Consider the following 20,766-nt stretch of genomic DNA (forward strand, 5'->3'; position numbering starts at 1 on the left):
GAAGCCGACAAGGCCGAAGCCCAAGGCTGAAGCGCAAGGCCCAAGACCCCAGGCCAAGCGCCACCGACAAAGCCCAAGCCCAGCCACGAGCCCACCGACCACCAACCACCGACCACCGACCACCAACCCCACCAATAAGCCCACGAAGAACCAGAGCGAGCAGGGAGACGGTAGGTGTACGAAGGCGTCGTACAGGACCTCATCGACGAGCTGGGCCGACTGCCCGGTGTAGGGCCGAAGAGCGCGCAACGCATCGCCTTCCACCTCCTGGCGGCCGACCCGGCCGACGTCCGGCGCCTCGTGCACGCGCTCACCGAGGTCAAGGACAAGGTGCGCTTCTGCGCCACATGCGGCAACGTGGCGGAGTCGGAGCAGTGCCGCATCTGCCTCGATCCGCGACGCGACGTCGCGGTGATCTGCGTGGTCGAGGAGTCCAAGGATGTCGTGGCGATCGAGAAGACCCGCGAGTTCCGAGGCCGCTACCACGTGCTCGGCGGCGCGATCAGCCCGATCGAGGGCGTGGGACCCGACGACCTGCGGATCCGTGAACTGATGACCCGGCTCGCGGACGGTGTGGTGACCGAGTTGATCCTGGCCACCGATCCGAACCTGGAAGGAGAGGCGACCGCGACGTATCTGGCTCGCCTGTGCAAGCCGATGGGTCTGCGAGTGACCCGGTTGGCCAGCGGGCTGCCGGTGGGGGGCGACCTGGAGTACGCCGACGAGGTCACGCTCGGGCGTGCCTTCGAGGGGAGACGACTGCTCGATGTCTGACGACCTGAACGAATTCACCGGAGAGATCGCCGACCAGATCGACAGCTTCGTCCTGGCCGTCACCGAGGTGGCCAAGGGCGAGGAGCCGGAGCAGGCGGTGTCGATGCTGCTCCTGGAGGTCTCGCAGTTGATGCTCGCGGGCGGCCGGCTCGGCGCGATCGCCGACATCGTGCCCGACGACCGCTTCGAGCCCGACTCGGGCCCCGATCCGGATGTCGACGCGCTGCGTTCGGCGCTGTCCCGGCTGCTGGAGCCGATCGACGTCTACTACGAGGTCTTCGACCCGTACGTGCCCAAGTCCAAGCCGGTCGCCGCGCGGCTGTCGGACGACGTCGCCGACGTGGTCGCCGACCTCGCGCACGGGCTGGCCCACCATCGGGCCGGACGCAGCCGCGAGGCGCTGTGGTGGTGGCAGTTCTCGTACCTGTCCAACTGGGGCGCGACCGCCAGCGCCGTGCTGCGCGCGCTGCAGTCGGTGGTGTCGCACGCCCGCCTGGACGATCCGATCATGGAGAGTCTGGACCCGGCCGGCCAGGCACTGGCCGACGAGTTGGTCGACGAGCTCGCCGAGCAGCTCGACGAGGCCGTGGTACTGGGCGGCCCGCACACCTGAGTCGTCGCCCGATCCCACCGGGATTCGGTATCAACGGAATTCGGGCGAAAGGCGAGCGGGGTACGGACCCGGTACGGCCCCGGTGCGGCCCGTCCCGGCGCCGACATGGGCGTTCGGTTCCGACTGCCCGCTTAGTGATACGTACGTCTCACAATGTGAATAAAGCTTTGACCACTGTACGGCCTAGTTAGACTGTGCCGACCGCACAGATATCAAGCGAGGAGCGCACGTGGGCCTTGTCGTGCAGAAGTACGGCGGCTCCTCCGTCGCCGATGCCGAAGGCATCAAGCGCGTGGCCAAGCGAATCGTCGACACCAAGAAGCAGGGCCACGAAGTGGTCGTGGTGGTGTCCGCGATGGGCGACACGACGGACGAGCTGATCGATCTGGCGCAGCAGGTGAGTCCCATCCCTTCCGGGCGCGAGCTCGACATGCTGCTCACCGCGGGTGAGCGGATGTCGATGGCGCTGTTGGCGATGGCGATCAAAAACCTGGGCGTCGACGCACGGTCGTTCACCGGCAGCCAAGCCGGTGTGATCACCGACGCGGTCCACAACAAAGCGCGCATCATCGATGTGACGCCGGGTCGGATCCGCTCCGCGCTCGACGAGGGCGCGATCGCGATCGTGGCCGGTTTCCAGGGTGTGTCCCAGGACACGAAGGACATCACCACGCTCGGCCGCGGCGGCTCGGACACCACCGCCGTCGCGCTGGCCGCCGCGCTCAGCGCCGAGGTCTGCGAGATCTACACGGACGTGGACGGCATCTTCACCGCCGACCCCCGTGTGGTGAAGAAGGCCCGGAAGATCTCCCGGATCAGCTACCAGGAGATGCTGGAGCTGGCCGCGAGCGGATCCAAGGTGCTGCACCTGCGGTGCGTCGAGTACGCCCGCCGCTACGACATGCCCGTGCACGTGCGGTCGTCCTTCTCGGGACTCGTCGGCACTTGGGTGACGGATGAACCCGAAGGGGACGACATGGAGCACGCGATCATCTCCGGGGTCGCCCACGACACCAGCGAAGCGAAGATCACGGTGGTCGGGGTCCCGGACAAGCCGGGCGAGGCGGCCAAGATCTTCCGCCTGGTGGCGGACAACGAGATCAACATCGACATGATCGTGCAGAACGTCTCCGCGGCCTCCACGGGCCGTACCGACATCTCCTTCACGCTGCCGATGTCCGACGGGCAGAGCGCGATGACCGCGCTGACCAAGGCCCAGGCCGAGATCGGCTTCGAGTCGCTGCGCTACGACGACCAGATCGGCAAGATCTCGCTGGTCGGCGCCGGCATGCGCTCGCACCCCGGCGTGACCGCCAAGTTCTTCGAATCCCTCACCGGCGCGGGGGTGAACATCGAGCTGATCTCGACATCCGAGATCCGGATCTCGGTGGTCTGTCGCGCCGACGGCGTTCCGGCCGCCGTACAGGCCGTGCACACCGCGTTCGGCCTGGACGACCAGTCCGGCGAAGCCGTCGTCTACGGAGGTACCGGCCGATGACCCGCAAGGACAAGCCCACCCTGGCCGTGGTCGGCGCCACCGGCGCGGTCGGCACGGTGATGCTCGAACTGCTCTCCACCCGCCAGGACGTGTGGGGCGAGATCCGGCTGATCGCCTCGGCGCGCTCCGCGGGCAAGAAGCTCGTCGTACGCGGCGAGGAGGTCGAGGTCATCGCGCTGAGCGAGGAGTGCTTCGAGGGCGTGGACGTCGCGATGTTCGACGTGCCCGACGAGGTCTCCGCGCACTGGGCGCCGATCGCCGCGAGCAAGGGCGCGATCGCGGTGGACAACTCCGGCGCGTTCCGGATGGACCCCGAGGTCCCGCTCGTGGTGCCCGAGGTCAACGCCGCCGCGGCGCGGGTGCGTCCGCGCGGCATCATCGCCAACCCCAACTGCACGACGCTGACCATGGTCGTCGCGCTGGGCGCGCTGCACGCCGAGCTCGGGCTCAAGGAGCTCGTCGTCGCGTCGTACCAGGCCGCCTCCGGTGCCGGTCAGCCCGGCGTCGACGCGCTGCGCGAGCAGATCGGCAAGGTCGCGGGCAGCCAGACACTGGGCACCCAGCCCGGCGATGTGCGCCGCGCGGTGGGCGACTTCGGGCCGTTCCCGGCCCCGCTGGCGCTCAACGTGGTGCCGTGGGCCGGCTCGCTCAAGGACGACGGCTGGTCGTCCGAGGAGCTCAAGGTTCGCAACGAGTCCCGCAAGATCCTCGGACTGCCGGACCTGAAGGTGCACACGACCTGTGTGCGCGTCCCGGTGATCACCACGCACTCGCTCGCGGTGCACGCCGTGTTCGAGAACGAGGTCTCGGTCGCCCGGGCACACGAGATCCTCGACGGTGCCCCCGGCGTCGTGCTGTGCGACGATCCGGAGAACGGCGAGTTCCCGACGCCGGCCGACGTGGTCGGCACCGACCCGACCTGGGTCGGCCGGGTGCGCCGCTCGATCGACGACCCGTTCGCGCTCGACATGTTCATGTGCGGGGACAACCTGCGCAAGGGCGCGGCGCTGAACACGGCCCAGATCGCCGAAGTCGTCGCCGCCGAGCTGACCGAGCGCGACTAGGCCCCGACCGGCCCGCCCGGCCGCCCCGGACAGGGTCCGGACCCGGGCCGCGAACCGTCGCGGCAGCCGGTGTTCCCCAGGTGGGGACACCGGCTGCCGCGCGTGCGCGGCCGTTTCCCGGCCCCGAGTGGCTGACTGCACGTCACCCTGCCCACTACGGTGGGCGCACGTGTGTCTGAGCCGACGACCGTCCCCGGATCGCAGGCGTATACAACCTTCCCGGGGGGTCGGGTGTCCAACAGTCGTGGCAGAAATGGTCGTGAGGGCGGAACCGGCGCTGCGCCCGGTCCGAATGCCCGTGGTCGGCGCGCTGGATCTGGGCGTTTCGGGAGTTTCCGTGTCCTCTGACGCGGGCGTCTCCATCGACGTCCTCACCGAGACCTACCGCGCGCACTATGGTTCGTTGTTGCGCTTGGCTTCCCTGTTGCTCGACGACACCGATTCGTGTGAGGACGTGGTGCAGGAGTCGTTCGTACGGGTGCACACCGCCCGGCACCGATTGCGCGAGGCCGACAAGACCCTCGCCTACCTGCGGCAGACCGTGGTCAACCTGTCCCGGTCGACACTGCGCCGTCGGATCATGGGCATGCGACTACTGTCGAAACCCGAGCCGGAATCGACGAGTACCGAGGACGGTTCGCGCCACGTGGCGGAACGCGACGTGTTGGTAAGGGCGTTGCGCGAATTGCAACGGCGGCAGCGAGAAGTGATCGTGCTGCGCTATTACGCTGATCTGACAGAGGCTCAGGTGGCCGATCTGCTCGGACTGTCGGTCGGCTCGGTGAAGGCGTACGCCTCACGCGGACTGGAAGCCCTCCGGGCCCGGATGGAGACGCCGTGACGAACACCCCGGGGACTCTCGGTCCCGACCCCGACGACCTCGAGGCAGAGGTGCGCCGGCGGCTGCACGCGGCGGTCGCCGACGTGCTGCCCGCGTCGGACGCGCTGGATCGGCTGCGCGTCGCCGTGCCGGCCCGGCGCCGGCAGCGGCGGGTGGCCACACTCGGGGCCGCCGGGCTGGCGGCCGCGCTGCTGATCGGCACACCGGTGCTGCGCACCGTGGTGGACGGCGGCGACGGCTCGAAGTCGAACGTCGGCGGCGTCCGGTCCTCGTCCTCAGCGGTCAACGCCACCGAGCCGTTGCCGGGGCCGAGCGAGGGGATGAGCGCCGGTATCCCGGGCGGGGCCGGCCAGTCGCACCCGGCGACCCGCGGCGGCACGCCCACCAGTGGGTCCGGCGCCTCGATCGCGCCCACCAGCGGGCAGAGCGCGGGCGTGGGCCAGACCGTGCCGCCCGCCACCAGCGCGCCGCCGAGCGGGAGCACGCCACCGGCCAAGCCGACGCCGGCGTGCGCGACCACCGACCTGTCCGGGGAGGACGCCCGTCTGGGACCGATCGGCGCCGACGGCCTGGCGTACGGCGTGCTCCAGGTGCGCAGCAACGCGGCCAAGGACTGCCAGGTGACCGGGCCCGGCGTGGTCTCGGTGGTCTCGCCGCCGGGGAACCCGATCGTGCAGGTGACCGTGCTCCAGCACAAGGCCGGCGACGACGCGGCCGCGCTGCCGGTGCTGCCCGAGACCTCGGGCACGGTCGTCGTGCTCCGGCCGGGCCAGGAGTACGAGTTCCAGTTCGCGTGGAAGCCGCAGGCGCCGGGCGCGGACGGCACCTGCGCCGCCGACTCGCCCAAGGCGCCGGTGCCCGCGCTCGGTTACGCGCTGATCGCCAACGACTTCAACGTGGCCAAGGTGACCCTGACGCCCACGTGCGGCGGCACGGTGTACCGCACCGACATCTATCGGACGGGGGCGTACCCGCGGGTGGGGTGACACCCGCGCTCGGGCGCCGTCGGTCGACGGTTACCGTTGGGGGGTGTACCGGTTCCTGCTCCAGCCGCGCTGGCTGGTCTTCCACATGATCGTGCTCGTCGCGGTCCCGGTGTGCGCGGCGCTGGGGTTGTGGCAGTTCCATCGCTACGGCGAGCACAAGGGGGGCGGGAGCACCGGGGAGAAGGTGTCCTCGGCCCCCGCGGTGCCGATCGGTGAACTCGTGCCGCTCGGCGGCCGGGTGGAGGGATCCGACCGCGGCCGCTCGGTCACCGTCACCGGCAGCTATGACGCGGCGCGGCAACTGGTGGTGCCCGGGCGCCGACTCGACGGACGCACGGGGTCGTACGTGGTCACCCCGCTGCTGGTCGACGGCGCCCCGGCGGTCGTGGTCAACCGGGGCTGGGTCGAGGGTACGAGCGTGCCGGCGCCGCCCGCCGGACCGGTCACCGTCACCGGTCGGCTGGAGTGGTCGGAGGCCGAGCACACCTCGAACGCGGACCGGGCCACCGACCTGCGAGCCGGTCAGCTCTCGATGATCAGCACACCCGAACTGGTCAACGTGCTGCCCTATCCGCTCACCGACGGTTTCGTCGCGCTGACCGCGCAGACCCCGGCCGCCGACTCGGCCGCGCTCGCGCCGATGCCGCCGAGCAAGGAGTCCGCGAGCGGCGGCATTTCCGGGCGCGCGTGGCAGAACCTCGGCTATACCGCACAGTGGTTCGTCTTCGCGGGCGCCGCGGTGTTCGTCTGGTGGCGGGTGGTCCGCCGGGAGGCGGATGACCGGGCCGAGGAGCGGGAAGCGGAGTTGCTGGCGGAGTTGGGCGTCAAGACCTGAGGTCGGCGGGGCGGGGTGTTCGGGTCCGGCGCTCGCGGAGCCGGGCGTCGAGGATGCGACGCCCGGGCCCGCGGTCCGACACGCCGGCCCCGTCCTCCACTACGCCGGGTTCGGGATCGGCAGGCCGATCACGCTGTCCACGAAGGCGAACTCCTTGCGCATCTGCCGGATGCGCTCCTCGACCACCAGCGAGCCGTGGCCCGCGTCGTAGCGGTAGACCTCGTGCGGCTTGCCGAGCTGCTCCAGACGCTCGACGTAGTTCTCGATCTGCTTGATCGGGCAGCGCGGGTCGTTCTCGCCGGCGCTGATGTACACCGGCACCCGCACCTGTTCGACGTAGGTCAGCGGCGAGGAGGCGGCCCAGCGCTCGGGAACCTCCTCGGGTGTACCGCCCAGCAGTGTGCGGTCCATCGCCTTGAGTACGTCCATCTCGTCGTGGTACGCCGTGACGTAGTCCGCGACCGGCACCGCGGCCAGACCCAGCGCCCACGCCTGGGGCTGCACACCCAGGCCGAGCAGGGTCAGGTAGCCGCCCCACGAACCGCCGGAGAGCACGATCCGCTCGGGGTCGGCCAGGCCCGATTCGACCGCCCACGCCCGGACCGCGCCGATGTCCTCGAGCTCGATCAGGCCGATTCGCACCCGCAGCGCGTCGGTCCAGTCCTTGCCGTAGCCGGTCGAGCCCCGGTAGTTGACCCGGACCACCGCGAAGCCGTGGTCGACCCAGGCCGCGACGTCCGCCGCGAAGTGGTCGCCGTCGTGCGCGGTGGGTCCGCCGTGGATGTTGAACACGGTCGGGAACGGACCCTCGCCGGCGGGCTTGGACACCAGCGCGTGCACCTTGCCGCCCGGTCCTTCGACCCACGCGTCGGAGACCGGGACCGAGCCGGGCGGCCGCTCGCCGGGCGGGGTCAGCAGCACGTCGCCGGCGGTCGAGCGCAGTTCGGCCGGGGTCGCGCCGTTGGACCAGTGGTACTCGACGCTGCCGTCGGGCCGCGCACCGGCGGCGCCGATGGTGCCGGGCGGGGTGTCGATCCGGGTGAGCTCCCCGCTCGCCAGGTCGTAGCGGTAGAGCTCGGAGCGCCCGTGCTGCTCGTGGTCGATCAGCAGCGCCCGGCCGTCCGGGTACCAGTCGGCGGACAGGTCGCCGGGCAGGCCGAGGTCGAGTTCGGTCTCGACGCCGGTCAGCGGCTCCCACAGCAGCGGCTCGTCCCGGCCGCGGCGCTGGTGGATCACCAGCATGCGCTGGTCGCCGGCGACCGGGGAGAAGCCCATCGCGGACAGGTCCGAGTCCGGTTGGCCGCCCTCGGGGCCGTCGTGCAGGTCGGCCACCGGCGTGCCGTCCAGGCGCAGGACGCGCAACGACGAGTGCATCGCGTCGCCGTGCTCGTTGTGCGCGATGGCCAGGTAGGTGCCGTCCTCGGACAGCGCGGACAACCACGCCGACTCGGTGTGGCGGTACACGGTCACCGGCTCGGCGCCCGGGCGCGCGACGTGGATCGTGGAGCCCTCGTCGTCGGTCATCCGGCCGACCACCACGGTGCCGTCGTTCGCCAGGCCGAGGCCGCCGGGGTAGGACGGTTCGAGGCCGGGAACCGCGACCTCGTCCGGGCCGCCGTCGAACGGCTGGCGCATCCACACGCCCAGCTCGTCGCCGTCGGTGTCCGCGAACCACCAGATCCAGCGCCCGTCCGGGCTGATCCGGGAGGACGCGGTGCCGTTGGGCCGATCGGTCACCTGGCGTTGTGCGCCGCTGACCCGGTCCCACGCGTACACCTCGAAGGTGCCGGAGGCATTGGAGACGAAGACGGACTTGGCCGGCGCGTGGTCGGCCCAGCGCGGCAGGCCGATCCGAGCCGCCCGATAGCGGCGTTCCCACGCCGGGACAGCGGGCGGGGGCGAGCCGGCCGGGGATGGGTCCCCGGTGGTCGCGGCGGTGTCCAGGGCGGCGTTGCGGGTCGGATCCGGGGCGGCGTTCGGGGTGCTGTTCTCGCGAGCGGGCATGTCGCAATTCAACTACGGGAGGGGCTGCTTCTGTTCCGTCCTCGGACGGCACCGCTTGATTCCGAACAGACGTGCGTATCGCGGGCGGGCGGCGAATTGCGCGTACGACCAGATCGCGGGCCGGCCGATCTCTTGGCACAGGTGCAGGACCCGATCCGGGCCCAGGTGTACCCCGATGTGCGCCGCGTAGCCCGGATCCCGGTCCGGGCGCGGTCCTGCGTCGAACAGGAGCAGGTCCAGCGGCTCGGGTTCGCCCACCACCCGGACGGTCGCGGTGTCGTCGGCCCACAGGTCGGACGAGTGCAACGGCGGCACGCGCAGGCCGTGGTGGGCGAGGAAGGCGTAGGCGTAGAGCTGACAGTTGGCCCCCGCGGCCAGGTTGCCGGGCGCGACGGCCTGCGGGTGTCGGGCGTAGACGTACGGGACGTCCCGAAAGCGTGCGGGCAGGACGGACAGTGACGGGTCGTCGCGAGCGTCGGTCGTCGCCGGCGAGTCGTCGGTGGGGTGGGTTCGCGGTGACAGCGCGTCAGGGGTGTCGGGCATGCTTGGGATTCAATCCGAGGCAGACCACGAGTTCCACCAGCGTCATCGCGAACAGCACGCCGAACACCGCCGTGTACTCGCCGGTCGCGTCGTGGATCGTGCCGAAGACGATCTGCAACGCGGCGGCGATCGGGTAGCCGATCAGGAACGTCATCGCGGACAGCCGACCGGCCGCCGCCGGGCTCGGCGCGAAGCGCACGAGCATCACCAGCATCAACGGGAACGCGCCGCCGAGGGTGAGGCCGAGCAGCGCGATGGTGGGCCACGGTGCCAGATCCGGCGCGAACGCGAGCAGCCCCATGCCGGCCACCGCACCCGCGACGGTGACCGCGAACAGCGGCCTGGGGTCGGTGAAGCGGTCCGCGAGCAGCGGGATCACCAGGCCGGAGACGATGCCGGTGAGGCCGAACACGGACAGCAACAGGCCCGCGCGCTCGGCACTCCAGCCCTGCTCCTCGTAGGCGGCGGGGACCCAGCCGACCACGCCGTAGTAGGCGGTGGTCTGCATGACGAGGAAGACGGCGAGGATCCAGGCTACGGGGCGACGCCACGGCGAGGCGTCCGCGACCGGTCGGGTGGCGGGTCCACCACTCGGGGCGACCGCCACCGGCTTCGCGTCGCCCCGCGGGTCCGCCGCGGGCGCCTTCCTCACCGGCGCGGTCCGCCGGATCACCGGGTACCACGCGAGCAGCCCGAGCACCGCCGGGATCGCGACCACGCCGAGGGAGAGCCGCCAGGACCCGAACGCCTCCGACAGCGGTACGGCCAGTGCGCTCGCACCCGCCGCGCCGACCCCTACCGCCGCGCTGTACAGCCCGGTGACCGCCCCCGCGCGCTCGGCGAAGTGCGTCTTGACCACACCCGGCAGCGCCGCGCCCAGGACCGCGATCCCGGCACCGGCCACCAACGTGCCCAGGAAGAGCAACACGACAGAGGCCCCACCCAGCCGGATCAGCACCCCCACGAGCAGCACGACCACCGACGCGGCCACGGTGCGCTCGTACCCGTACCGAGCGGCCCCACGGTGCGCGAGCGGCGCGAACACCCCCATCGACACCACCGGGATAGCCGTCAACACCCCGGCCGCGGCCCCCGACAGTCCGAGGTCCTCCCGAATCGAGGTAAGCAGCGGCGGCACATCGGTGATCGCCCCACGCAGATTGATCGCCACCAGGAACAGCGCGACCAACGTCAGGACGGCCCCGGGCGCCCGCTCGGCTCGCCCACTCGGCACAGACTCGGCGACAAGATCACGACGCACCTGCGCACGGGCTGACGGCATGGCTGTACTACCTCGTTCGTAAAGACGACAACGGCCGCGCTCGCCGACACCCGGCGGAGCGAACCGAAGCGGACCAACCGACCAACCATAGACATGGGCCGCTTGATTCCCGCCGGCCGGAGCCCGTGCACGGCTCGGACCTCGACCGCGGCTCCACCGGGCGTTACACGGCGTGCGCCAACCGTGCCCACCTACGCAGATGCGCCATCGCCTAACGCCGTACGTTGAAGAACGTCAAGCCCTGCTGATCCGAGTCCTGCGCCTGGCCGCTCGCCGCCACGATCGCGAGTTGGACGCCGACTTTCCTGATCCAATCGTCGTCCGGGATGACGACCTTTCCGGAGAACGAGCCATCCGCGGCCGCGCGGAACTCGCCGAGCTGCGGATTCATCGGATCCTGGCAGATCACCTGAACGATTTTGCCCGGCTGGAACCCGGTGCCCGAGATCCGGATGGGCGTCCCCGGAGGACCCGAACTCGGCTCGATGGTGATCTCGGTATTGGCAGAGGTCGCGGCCGGCGTTTTGCCGTTGTCCTCGGTCACGCGCCCGACGAGCCACGCCACGGCGACGATCGCGGCCACGGCGACCGTGACCAGCATGACCAGCGTGAGGGGCCCCAACTGCTTGACGATGCTCTTGTTGTTTTGGGTGCGTGAACTGTTGTCCACGGTCATGTCGTGGCCGGCCTGGTACGCCGAGGCGTGATCGTTCACCGAAGAGTGCATGTCCGACCGACTGGGGTGCTCGCCCGGGGACGGCGGCGGTGGCTGCGTCATGACGAGGTCTTCTTGACCGTCATGTCGCGACCGGCCAGATAGGCCTTTCCGTGGCCGGAGACGTTGGCGCTCATCCGGATGTTGGTGATGCCGGCGCGAGCGGCGTCGGGCAGCAACGGAGTCAGCTCTTCATCGAGGACACGCTGCAACTCGGCCCGCAGCGAAGGGTCCTCGGACAGGAGCCGCCTGAGCTTGCGCTGCCAGTCGCCGATCAGGGCCTCTTCGACGGAACCGTCTCCGACCGCCCGTGCCTCGGTTACCTCGGTGCGGCAGTGCGCCAGTTCCGCCTCGATGGCCGGGACCTCCTCGGCCCGGCGTTGCCGCCAGAACGCCACCACGGCCTGGCGTGCCTGCTCCCAGGTCTGCGTCGCCATAGCCCCAACCACTGCGGATGCCGCAGCAAGTGTCAACGGATCCACGCGATTTCCCCCTCGCGTCCGAAATGCCACCCTCAACGGTAGCCGGCAGAGAGGCACTCCGCGCGTGTTCGCGACTATTCCGCGCCAGGAGTTCGGTTTGTTGACGAATCGCTCGACCTATCGCGGTCGCGGAGGAATCGGCGTCGTGGGATCGTCCGCCGCGCGAGCTTCGCGAGACAACGGGCATCGGGCGCGGAGCCGTTGCGCCCGGCGGCCTCGCCTCGACGGTGGCCGACTGCCTGGCCACCGTCGCGGTACTCAGCCCCGGTTGCCTGCCGTGTGCGCGGTGAAGCGGGACCACGCGGTGGGCGAGACGACGAGGGCCTGGGTGCGTACGTCCTTGGAGTCTCGGACATGGATCATCTCGGGGAGCACGGCGACCTCGACGCAGTTGTCGCCGGAGCTGCCGCTGTAGCTGCTTTTGGACCATGTCGACTCTGGGGTACTCATAGCGCTCCTCGCATCTCCTCCAACAGGCTCACCGTGGCATCGTGGCCGAGGGCCTGCGAGCGCAGCCTGCCATAGCGTTGGAGCATTGCGCTTACGTCTTTCGGACTTGTGATCAGAACGCTGGATTGTTGGCCCTCGGAGTATCCGACCCAGTTGTGCTCGGTGGTCTCGGCCAGATAAATGAGACCATCAATGCCCGCGTGGTCCTCCTTACGCAAAGGCATGACCTGAATCTCCACGTTGCGCAGCTTGGTGTGTGCAAGGAGGTGGTCCAGCAGGGCACGAGTGACTCCCGTGCCTCCCAAGCGCCTTTCAAGCAGGGCTTGTTCGATGATGAAGCTGAATGCCGTGTTCGGTCGTTCGATCAGTAGGCGCTGTCGTTCGAGTCGAGCGACCACCTGCTGTTCGATTTGGTCTTCGGACAGCGGAGGCAGCCTACGCTCGAAGATGGTTCGGACATACGTCTCTGGTTGCAGTAGTCCGGGAACCGCCCGGCACTCGTATGTGCACAGCGATACCGCGTCCTCCTCGATCCCCGCCCACTGCCGGAACCACGACGCCAATCCCGCCTTGCGCGACAAGCTCTGCGCCGCCGCCTTCAGCACGCGCCCCGCGGTCGGGCCGAGCGCCGCTTCGGAGCGTGTCACCAGGTCCTTGGGCGGGAAGCGTTTGCCCTGTTCGATCTTGGCGACGTAGTGCCCCGAGTAGCCCACGAGTGGCGCGAACTCTTCTTGCGTCAGCCCGGCTTCGTCTCGAAGAGCCTTGAGCACCACGCCGAACGTCTTGAGACTGTCCGACAACTCGGGCTCACCGCACCTGCCAACATTCTCCGCCGTCATCCCTGCCACCCTCCGTTCCCGAGCCCCGGCAACGTGGTTCATTGTCACGGTGGGTTACTCACCCAGTCCATATGGTCAACCAGTACAGATCCGGTTGTACTGGCACAATCCCTGTTCTCGACCCCGTCGAGCTGCGAACTCTGGGGGATGACCTTTCCACTGATGCAAGTCGGCGCCACCGCACGCGTGTTCACCCGGTGCTTCGCGGCGACCGGGAGCGGTGCGCGCCAGGCACGTCGTTTCGCCACGTACCAGCTGGCGACCTGGGGCATCCCGTACGGCAGCAGGGCATCCGAAACGGTGGCCCTGGTGGTCGGAGAACTCGCCGCGAATGCCGTGCTGCACGGACGTGTTCCGGACACCGACTTCGTGCTACGACTCGCCTACGACAGCGCGACCGGCGTTGTGCGAGTCGAGGTCGCCGACGCCCACCCCGCCCGACCCGTGTGTGCGCCTGCCACGCTCGGAGACGCCGAAAGCGGTCGCGGCCTGCTCATCATCCACTCCGTCGCGACCTGTTGGGGAGTAGCCGAGCAACCAGGACCGGGCAAGATCGTCTTCGCGGAAATGAACACTCACGAAGCGGAAGCCCCCGGGCCCGGATGAGTCGACGGCCCGGCGACCTCGCAAGCGGTCGTCAGCCCGGGTTGCCGCCGACTTCGCTGCAAGCCGATCCCCTCGGTCATGGTGAAGGCGTCCCATGCGCCCGACCTCACCGTCGGCGCCGGGATCCGACCTTGGTCGCGGACCTGCGCAGCCGCTTGGCCAGCGCCTTGTCCCGAGTCCTCAGGTGTCGCCCCGCCGCATCCAGGACGGCGCCGGTGGCCGGGTGGTCGCAGCGCCACAGGTCGTCGGCGATCTCATCGAGGAGGGGCAGCAGCGAGTCCCCCTCCTGGTCCAGGAATGTGGCCAGTGCCTCGTCGGCGACGCCGAGTGGACCCCACAGATGGTCCACGAGCCACCAGAGTTGGAGTTCCGTGCCGTGTCCTTCGGGAAGCTCGCCGCGACCGGCCAGCGTGATCGCCGCGATCTGGGCGCAGCCGGGGACCTGGGAGGCCGCGGCTTTGCGTAGGACCCTGAGCGCTGTGGGCTCGTCGAGCTGCGCAAGCACCGCTGTCGCGCTCAGCCGGCGCAGGGCCGCGTCGGCGTCCAGTCCGGCGCAGGAGTCGATGAGTTGGACCGCGGCCGGGCCCTGACCCCGGTGGCTGATCCAGCCGGCGATCTCGGCGCGCGCGGCGTCCTCGTCGTAGTCGAGCAGGCCGTTCAACAGGGTCGGGGCGTCCGCGGTGGCCAGTTCGCCGATCAGCGGAGCGGGGACTCCCTCGGTGAGCAGGTACTCGCGCAGGCCGTGGCGTCCCAGCGGGGTCAGCCTGAGCCGGATCCCGGGCAGGGCGAGGTCGATGCCGCCGGCGGTGACTCCTTGGAGGCCGGGCACGTGCAAGCGGATGTGATCGAGCTCCCCATCCGTCTTCTCCTCCACCTCTGCCGCCCGGTACTCGGCGAGGACCACGGCCGCTTGGTCGAGGATCCGCCGGAGGAGCAGTTCGACCAATCCGGCTTCCTGTTCGGAGAGGCCGTCGTCAAGAGCGCTGTCGCGAAGAGCCTCGGCGAGCAGCGCGGTGTCCAGCCATTCGCCGTCGGAAACCTCGTACAGCGCCCGCAGCACCACGGCCGCCAGGCCGGAGCCGTAGCCGTCCTTGTCCTCGTGCTCCAGGCCGAGCGCGACCGACAACATCGGGGGCAGGCCGAGGCTTTCGAGGTCGTCGAGGATGTCGAGTTCGCCGTCGAGCGACCGGCTCCAGAACTCCACGACTCCTTCGTCCTCCGCCGTGGCGGCCAGATCGGGGCCGGGACGTGCGGTGCCTGCGCCGATCCGCAGCAGACCCGTGTACAGGGCAAGCTGCCAGGGGTCGTCCAGGCAGGGCAGGTCGCCGGAGCTGCGCAGGCGCCCGAGCCGCTTGTCGCGCTCCGCCGGCTGGAGTGCGCCCAGTTCGTCGTCCAGTGACCACAGTTCGAGTTCCTGGACGGCCCGGCGGCCGAGTGCGGGTTTGAGCACGTCCCGGGACGTGACGGCTCGTCCGCCCTCGCACCAGTGGGCAAGGCGGAGCGCGGCGTCGATCAGCGGCACCTGCCGTGCGGCGTCGGCGAGGTCCGCGAGCGGCGCCAGGGAGACCGGGCGCACCGGGGCGAACTCCACGTCGAGGTCCTCGTCGTCGTGGATCTCTCCGCAGGAGCAGCGCCGCCCGTCGGGGGTGTCCTTGGCCGACCCGGATGCCGGGGTGGCCTTGGGCCGCCTCGGCTCCAGGGCGGCCAGTTGCCGGTCCAGGGCCGTGCGGTCGAAGGCAGCGGGGTCGAATCCCTCCTCGCGCAGGGATTCGACCCGGTCCGTCCACGGCTCGGGAGTCGGTGCCGGGCGGTTCTCGACGGCGTCGAGTACGCCCTGTAGCGCCCAGGCGCCGCCGGTGTCCTCGGCGGAGGGCATGGCGCGGCGTCCACCGGTGCAGTGGACGCGCCGGCTGCCGGAGGACGCGGGGAGGATCTTCTCCAGGGTGATCAGGTGCCGCCAGTTGTCACCGAAGTCGTAGGTGTACTCCAACCGCCTGCCCACGAAGGGCAGGAGTTCGGCCACGGACGCGGATTCCTCGTCGAAGTCGCGGCTCGGGTCGCGGTCCAACGGTGCGTCGAAGTCGACGAAACCGACGTCTGTGTCGGGTTCGGCGAAGCAGTGCAGGTGGGAGTCGTCCCAGCCGAAGCAGACCTGGACGATGTCGTGCAGGGAGCCGAGCGAGGTGTCGGCGGGCAAGGTGATCCGGCGCCAGATCGGCGGACTGGTGTTTCGCAGTGCGATCTTGAGCTGGTAGGTGGGCACGGGCTCGGCGGTCACGGCGAAGGTTCCCTCGAAGCGGAGGCGGAGGCGGATTCCGGCACCGGAGTGGGGGCTGCGTCGAAAATGCACAGCAGCCGCAAGGCGATGCTGACGGCGTCATCTTCTCGCATTGCGCCGAGTGGGCGTAGTCGCATTTGACACATGCTGTCCACCTGTGTGGATAGCCTTGACCTGCCGAGGGTTCGCGCGGGTTCCGCGCCTAGCTGTGGAGTGGGTGTGGTGGCGAAGATCTACCCGTCGGCGGAGTCCGCGAGCGTACGCACGGCCGAGTCCGGAGGGTCGGCCGCGTCCGGGGCGGCCCCTGCGGACCGGGAGCGACTGCTCGCTCTGCTGTCCGAACTCGCCGCGGGCGAGGCGGTGTTTCTTCCCGCGGACCCGCCCCGGTCGGGCCGGGTGGCCTTCTGGACATCCGGCGGCCGGCCGCCGGATCTCGGGGTGGAAGCCGAGCAACTCACCGTGGTGCGCCCGCGCGGCTCGTCCGTGAGCCGAGCCCGGGTGGGCGCCGTGCTGCTGCCGGTGGAGCAGGCGCTGCCGCTGCTGACCCGCTGCCGGGCGCTCGGTGTGGACGGCGGCGGGCGGGTGTCGGCCGGCACCGCGTTCTGGGGCGCGGCGGCCCTGCACGGTCTGGACCTGGTGGCCCGGGGCCGGGTGCTGCCCGGGGTGTCACCGGAGGGCTTCGACGCGTGGCGGGTCGGCCCGCTGGACGTCGACGACCACGAGCGGCTGGGTGCCCTGGCCGCGGCCATGCCTCCCGAGGCCCGCGCGGTCGCGGTCCCCGGGCTTTCCCCGCTTGCCCTGCCGCCCGCCGAGCCGCTGCTACGGGCCTTCCTGGATGCGGTGGCCGATTCCCTCACGCGGCCTCCCGCTGCCCGCCAGGTGGCCGGCGGAACGGCGTTCGCGGTTCGAGCGCCGCAGTCCGTACCCGGGCAGCGCGCTTGGGCGGCGGAGGTCGCCGCCGGCCGCGACGCCGGTCTGGCGGTGTCGTTGCGGCTGGAACTGGGCCGTGCGGACTCCTTCCGAGCCGTGGTCCAACTACGCAGCCTGAGCGATCCCACCGTGCTCGCCGACGCCGCGGACCTGTGGTCCGGCCGGGCCTTCGCCCCGGAACTGTTCGGCCCACGGGCTCGGGTGGACACCTTGCTGACGCTGCGCCGGGCCGCGCGCGCCTGGCCCCCGGCCGCGCGGCTGCTGGAGGCGGCCGCCCCGACCGGCCTGGAGCTGTCCGACGAGGAGGCCAGGGCCTTGCTCAGTGACGCGGCCGAGAGCCTTGCCGCGGCCGGGGTCGCCGTGCACTGGCCCAAGGAGCTGGTCCGCGAGTTGACCGCCGCCGGGGTCCTGGAACCCGCTCGCCGCAAGGGGACACGGTCCTCGGCCGAGTCTTTCCTGTCCTCCGGCGGGCTGTCGGAGTTCCGCTGGCGGGTGGCGCTCGGCGACCGGGAACTCACCGAGGAGGAGCTGGAACGGCTGGTCCAGGCACACCGGCCGATCGTGCGGCTGCGCGACCAGTGGGTGGTCGTGGACCCGGAGTTGGTCCGCCGCCTGCGCCGGGCCGCGCAGTCCGGGGCACCGTCGCTGACCGCGATCGACGCGCTGGGCGCCGCGCTGACCGGCGACGTCGAGGTGGACGGCGAACGGGTGGCGGTCACCGCGAGCGGTGCGCTGGAGGAGCTGCGGTCCCGGATCGCCGACCCCGAGGCCCGCGCCGCGCGCGAGCCTCAAGGGCCCCCGAAGGCTCTGCTCGCGACCCTGCGTGACTACCAACTGCGCGGCCTGAACTGGCTGCACCGGATGACCTCACTCGGGCTCGGCGGCTGCCTCGCCGACGACATGGGCCTGGGCAAGACCGTCACCCTCATCGCACTCCACCTGCGGCGCCAGGAACGAAAGGCCACCGCAGGCCCCACCCTCGTGGTGTGTCCCGCCTCCCTGCTCGGCAACTGGGAGCGCGAGATCCTCCGCTTCGCACCGGCCACCCCGGTACGCCGCTTCCACGGCCCCGGCCGCGACCTGGACGGGCTTGAGAGGGGAGCCGAGGGCGGCTTCGTCCTGACCACCTACGGCACCATGCGCCGCGACGCCGAACGCCTCGCGGACCACCCCTGGGGTCTGCTCGTCGCCGACGAGGCCCAGCATGTCAAGAACCCGTACGCGCACACCGCTCGAGCGCTGCGCGAGATCCCCTCGCGGGGTCGGGTCGCGCTGACCGGCACCCCGGTGGAGAACAACCTGTCCGAGCTGTGGGCACTGCTCGACTGGACCACCCCCGGCCTGCTCGGCACGCTCACCTCCTTCCGCGAGCGCTATGCCAAGGCCGTCGAGGGCGACCGCGACGAGCAGGCCGCCCGGCGGCTGGCCGCGCTCGTTCGCCCCTTCCTGCTGCGCCGGCGCAAAGCCGACCCGGGCATCGCGCCCGAACTACCACCCAAGACCGAGACCGATCAGCCGGTGTCGCTGACGAAGGAACAGGTCTCGCTGTACGAGGCACTGGTACGCGAGCTCATGGCCGAGATCGAGGGGAAACAGGGCATCACCCGACGCGGTCTGGTGCTGAAACTGCTCACCGGCCTCAAGCAGGTCTGCAACCACCCGGCGCAGTTCCTGAAGGAGCCGGCCGGCGCGAAGCTGCCGGGCCGCTCCGGGAAACTGGAACTCCTGGACGAACTCCTGGACACCGTCCTGGCGGAGGAGGGATCGGCCCTGGTTTTCACCCAGTACGTGGCCATGGGCAGGCTGATCGAGCGTCACCTGGCCGAGCGCGGTGTGGACACGCTCTTCCTGCACGGAGGCACCACGGTCAAGCGCCGTGAGGAGATGGTCGACGCCTTTCAGGCCGGCGAGAAAAAGGTGTTCCTGCTGTCCCTCAAAGCCGCCGGGACCGGCCTGAACCTGACTCGGGCCGGACACGTCATCCACTACGACCGCTGGTGGAACCCGGCGGTGGAGGACCAAGCCACCGACCGCGCCTATCGGATCGGACAGACCCAGCCGGTGCAGGTGCACAAACTGATCGCCGAGGGGACCGTGGAGGACCGGGTCGCGGAGATGCTGCGGCAGAAGCGCGAACTGGCCGACTCGGTGCTGGACTCGGGCGAGGCGGCCTTCAGCGAACTCGGCGACGACGAACTGGCCGAACTGGTCGCGCTGCGAAGGACGGGACGATGACCAGGCGTGCCGGGTCGGACCGGGGAACCAAGCCCGTGACGCCGCGAAGGACGGGACGATGACCAGGCGCACCCCGTCGGACCAGGAAGCCGTCCGCACCTTCGAGGCGTTCCCGTCCACCAAGGGCAGTCGAGCGCCGTTCGCCGAGTCCTGGTGGGGCCGCGAATGGCTGCGCGCGCTGGAGGAGTCCTCCCTGGACTCCGGGCGCCTCCAGCGCGGCCGGACCTATGCGCGCGGCGGTGCGGTGGGCCGGGTCACCATCAGCCGCGGTACGGCCGCCGCCCCGGTGCACGGTAGCCGCCGCACCCCGTATCGCTCCACGATCCGGGTCGAGCGGCTGACGGACCGACAGTGGGACCGACTGCTCGACATGATCGCCGAGCGGGCCGCCAACATCGCCGCTCTCCTCGACGGCGAGATGCCCGCCGGACTCGCCGACGACGCCGTGGCCGCCGGCGTCCCGCTGCTGCCCGGTCCCCGCGACCTCGACCCAGAGTGCAGTTGCCCCGACTGGGGTTACCCCTGCAAACACGCCGCCGCGCTGTGCTACCAGGTCGCCCGACTGCTGGACCGCGACCCCTTCGTGCTGCTGCTCCTGCGGGGGCGCGGCGAGCGGGAACTGATGGACGAACTCGGCCGTCGCAACACCGCGCGAGCGGCGGCCGAAGCCGCGGCGGACGCGGTGGGCGCGGGCCCGGCCGTACCTCCGGCCCGGGCCGGCGACCCGGCCGGTCTCGCCTTCGCCGCCCGAACCGAACTGCCGCCCCTGCCCGCGCCGCCTGCATTGCCCGAACGGCCCGGTCGAGGCCCCGCACTGGTGGACTCGGCGGTCCCGGAGCCCGGTGTGGACCCCGCCGCGCTCGAACTGCTCGCCGCCGACGCCGCGACGCGCGCCCATCACCTGCTGGCCGCAGCCCTCGGCGAGCGGCACGCCGACACGGCCCCACCCCTCCCGCTCACCGAATGGCAGGACGCCGTCCGCCTGGCGGCCGCCCACCCAACGCCGGAGGTCCTCACCCGGATCTCCTCGAACTGCGGCCGTACCCCCGGCGAACTCGCCCTCGCCACCCGCGCGTGGCGGCACGGCGGCACGGCATCCCTGGAAGTGCTGGAAAACCACTGGACGCCACCCGCCACCCGCCTGGAACGCGACCGCGAGGCGCTGCGGGCGAACTGGCCCGACGGCAAACCACCCCGACTCCGCTCCTGGCGCAACCGCTGGACCGTCGAGGGCCGAGCCGCCCAACTCCGCCTGGGCCGGGACGGCCTGTGGTACCCGTACACCAAGGACCGAGGCACCTGGTGCCCCGCCGGCCCACCCGACGCCGACCCCGCCATCGTCCTGACCACCCTCCTCGACCCCTGACGCCGCCCTCGGGCCGCTCAGGGGTCCTGGTCACGGCGGAGTTGCCCGGCGTGCGCGGTCATGCGTCCGGGGCGCCCGGCCGAGGGTGTCGCCCGGAGACTTGCCGCCCCACCAAAGGCGACGTACAGTTTCTTGTACTTAAGGAGGGTGGGCCATGAAGACCATGACGTACTCCGAGTCTCGCGCGCGCTATGCCGAGGTGCTCAACTCCGTCAACGACGACCGCGAAGAGGTTGTCATCACCCGAGCCGGACACGACCCGGTCGTGATCGTCTCCCTGGAGGACTACGAGTCCTTGAAGGAGACCGCCTACCTGTTGCGAAGCCCTGCGAACGCCCGGCGTCTGCTCGCCTCCATCGACGAGTTGGAAAACGGCGGCGGCACCGTACGCGAACTGACGGCCGACGAGTGAGGGTCGGCGGCGT

Annotated in this window: 19 protein-coding genes; 11 read left to right on the top strand and 8 right to left on the bottom strand. The window is 70.8% G+C overall.

The annotated features are described in order from the left end of the window. Positions 1 to 174: 174 nt before the first annotated feature. The 7 genes from recR to ACIBSV_RS24980 all read left to right on the top strand — a co-directional run bounded on the left by recR (position 175) and on the right by ACIBSV_RS24980 (position 6,611). A complete protein-coding gene (gene recR / locus ACIBSV_RS24950; RefSeq protein WP_391586320.1) occupies positions 175 to 774 on the top strand; it encodes a recombination mediator RecR in 600 nt (199 codons plus the stop codon). Then, positions 767 to 1,387 carry a DUF5063 domain-containing protein gene (locus ACIBSV_RS24955; RefSeq protein WP_395866598.1) on the top strand — a complete coding sequence of 207 codons (621 nt, stop codon included), beginning with the start codon at positions 767 to 769 and terminating at the stop codon, positions 1,385 to 1,387. The genes recR and ACIBSV_RS24955 overlap by 8 nt, the downstream gene beginning before the upstream one ends. A 229-nt stretch (positions 1,388 to 1,616) precedes the next feature. After that, on the top strand, positions 1,617 to 2,885 hold the full coding sequence (locus ACIBSV_RS24960; protein ID WP_355530902.1) for an aspartate kinase: 1,269 nt from the start codon (positions 1,617 to 1,619) through the stop codon (positions 2,883 to 2,885). Further along, complete coding sequence (locus ACIBSV_RS24965) at positions 2,882 to 3,949, top strand: aspartate-semialdehyde dehydrogenase (protein ID WP_395866600.1); 1,068 nt, start codon at positions 2,882 to 2,884, stop codon at positions 3,947 to 3,949. Before ACIBSV_RS24960 ends, ACIBSV_RS24965 begins: the two co-directional genes overlap by 4 nt. A gap of 253 nt (positions 3,950 to 4,202) precedes the next feature. Beyond that, the gene (locus ACIBSV_RS24970) at positions 4,203 to 4,790 is read left to right on the top strand and encodes a SigE family RNA polymerase sigma factor (RefSeq protein ID WP_395867026.1); all 588 of its coding nucleotides are present in this window, start codon (positions 4,203 to 4,205) and stop codon (positions 4,788 to 4,790) included. Beyond that, entirely contained in the window at positions 4,787 to 5,776 is a 990-nt protein-coding gene (locus tag ACIBSV_RS24975) for a DUF4232 domain-containing protein (RefSeq protein ID WP_395866602.1), read from the top strand. Before ACIBSV_RS24970 ends, ACIBSV_RS24975 begins: the two co-directional genes overlap by 4 nt. Before the next feature lie 43 nt (positions 5,777 to 5,819). Further along, complete coding sequence (locus ACIBSV_RS24980; protein WP_395866604.1) at positions 5,820 to 6,611, top strand: SURF1 family protein; 792 nt, start codon at positions 5,820 to 5,822, stop codon at positions 6,609 to 6,611. A gap of 99 nt (positions 6,612 to 6,710) precedes the next feature. On the opposite strand, the gene ACIBSV_RS24985 is transcribed toward ACIBSV_RS24980, so the two are convergent. The 7 genes from ACIBSV_RS24985 to ACIBSV_RS25015 form a co-directional block, all read right to left on the bottom strand. Beyond that, entirely contained in the window at positions 6,711 to 8,615 is a 1,905-nt protein-coding gene (locus tag ACIBSV_RS24985) for a prolyl oligopeptidase family serine peptidase (RefSeq protein WP_395866606.1), read from the bottom strand. Between the two features lie 12 nt (positions 8,616 to 8,627). Continuing rightward, positions 8,628 to 9,158: a cell wall hydrolase gene (locus tag ACIBSV_RS24990; RefSeq protein ID WP_395866608.1), complete on the bottom strand. Its 531-nt coding sequence runs from the start codon at positions 9,156 to 9,158 to the stop codon at positions 8,628 to 8,630. After that, on the bottom strand, positions 9,142 to 10,440 hold the full coding sequence (locus ACIBSV_RS24995; protein WP_395866610.1) for a CynX/NimT family MFS transporter: 1,299 nt from the start codon (positions 10,438 to 10,440) through the stop codon (positions 9,142 to 9,144). Before ACIBSV_RS24995 ends, ACIBSV_RS24990 begins: the two co-directional genes overlap by 17 nt. A gap of 211 nt (positions 10,441 to 10,651) precedes the next feature. Next, positions 10,652 to 11,155, bottom strand: coding sequence for a hypothetical protein (locus ACIBSV_RS25000; protein ID WP_395866612.1), 504 nt, complete (start codon positions 11,153 to 11,155; stop codon positions 10,652 to 10,654). 59 nt (positions 11,156 to 11,214) lie between these two features. Next, positions 11,215 to 11,592, bottom strand: a complete 378-nt coding sequence (locus tag ACIBSV_RS25005; protein ID WP_395866614.1) for a hypothetical protein — start codon at positions 11,590 to 11,592, stop codon at positions 11,215 to 11,217. Positions 11,593 to 11,895: 303 nt separating this feature from the next. After that, positions 11,896 to 12,087, bottom strand: a complete 192-nt coding sequence (locus ACIBSV_RS25010; protein ID WP_395866616.1) for a DUF397 domain-containing protein — start codon at positions 12,085 to 12,087, stop codon at positions 11,896 to 11,898. Beyond that, positions 12,084 to 12,926: a helix-turn-helix domain-containing protein gene (locus tag ACIBSV_RS25015; protein ID WP_395866618.1), complete on the bottom strand. Its 843-nt coding sequence runs from the start codon at positions 12,924 to 12,926 to the stop codon at positions 12,084 to 12,086. The genes ACIBSV_RS25010 and ACIBSV_RS25015 overlap by 4 nt, the downstream gene beginning before the upstream one ends. A 147-nt stretch (positions 12,927 to 13,073) precedes the next feature. Between ACIBSV_RS25015 and ACIBSV_RS25020 the strand changes: the two genes are divergently transcribed. Further along, on the top strand, positions 13,074 to 13,532 hold the full coding sequence (locus tag ACIBSV_RS25020; protein WP_395866620.1) for an ATP-binding protein: 459 nt from the start codon (positions 13,074 to 13,076) through the stop codon (positions 13,530 to 13,532). 106 nt (positions 13,533 to 13,638) lie between these two features. Here ACIBSV_RS25020 and ACIBSV_RS25025 read toward each other — a convergent pair whose 3' ends face one another. Further along, positions 13,639 to 15,810 carry a plasmid pRiA4b ORF-3 family protein gene (locus ACIBSV_RS25025; RefSeq protein ID WP_395866622.1) on the bottom strand — a complete coding sequence of 724 codons (2,172 nt, stop codon included), beginning with the start codon at positions 15,808 to 15,810 and terminating at the stop codon, positions 13,639 to 13,641. 213 nt (positions 15,811 to 16,023) lie between these two features. Here ACIBSV_RS25025 and ACIBSV_RS25030 point away from each other — a divergent pair, with 213 nt between their 5' ends. The 3 genes from ACIBSV_RS25030 (at position 16,024) to ACIBSV_RS25040 (ending at position 20,753) form a co-directional block, all read left to right on the top strand. Continuing rightward, the gene (locus tag ACIBSV_RS25030; RefSeq protein WP_395866624.1) at positions 16,024 to 18,975 is read left to right on the top strand and encodes a DEAD/DEAH box helicase; all 2,952 of its coding nucleotides are present in this window, start codon (positions 16,024 to 16,026) and stop codon (positions 18,973 to 18,975) included. A 58-nt stretch (positions 18,976 to 19,033) separates the two neighbouring features. Beyond that, on the top strand, positions 19,034 to 20,341 hold the full coding sequence (locus tag ACIBSV_RS25035; RefSeq protein WP_395866626.1) for an SWIM zinc finger family protein: 1,308 nt from the start codon (positions 19,034 to 19,036) through the stop codon (positions 20,339 to 20,341). A gap of 154 nt (positions 20,342 to 20,495) precedes the next feature. Continuing rightward, positions 20,496 to 20,753, top strand: a complete 258-nt coding sequence (locus tag ACIBSV_RS25040) for a type II toxin-antitoxin system Phd/YefM family antitoxin (protein ID WP_395866628.1) — start codon at positions 20,496 to 20,498, stop codon at positions 20,751 to 20,753. The last annotated feature ends 13 nt before the right edge of the window (positions 20,754 to 20,766 follow it).

The organism is Embleya sp. NPDC050154 (assembly GCF_044460165.1).
In the GTDB taxonomy this organism is placed as follows: Bacteria; Actinomycetota; Actinomycetes; order Streptomycetales; family Streptomycetaceae; genus Embleya.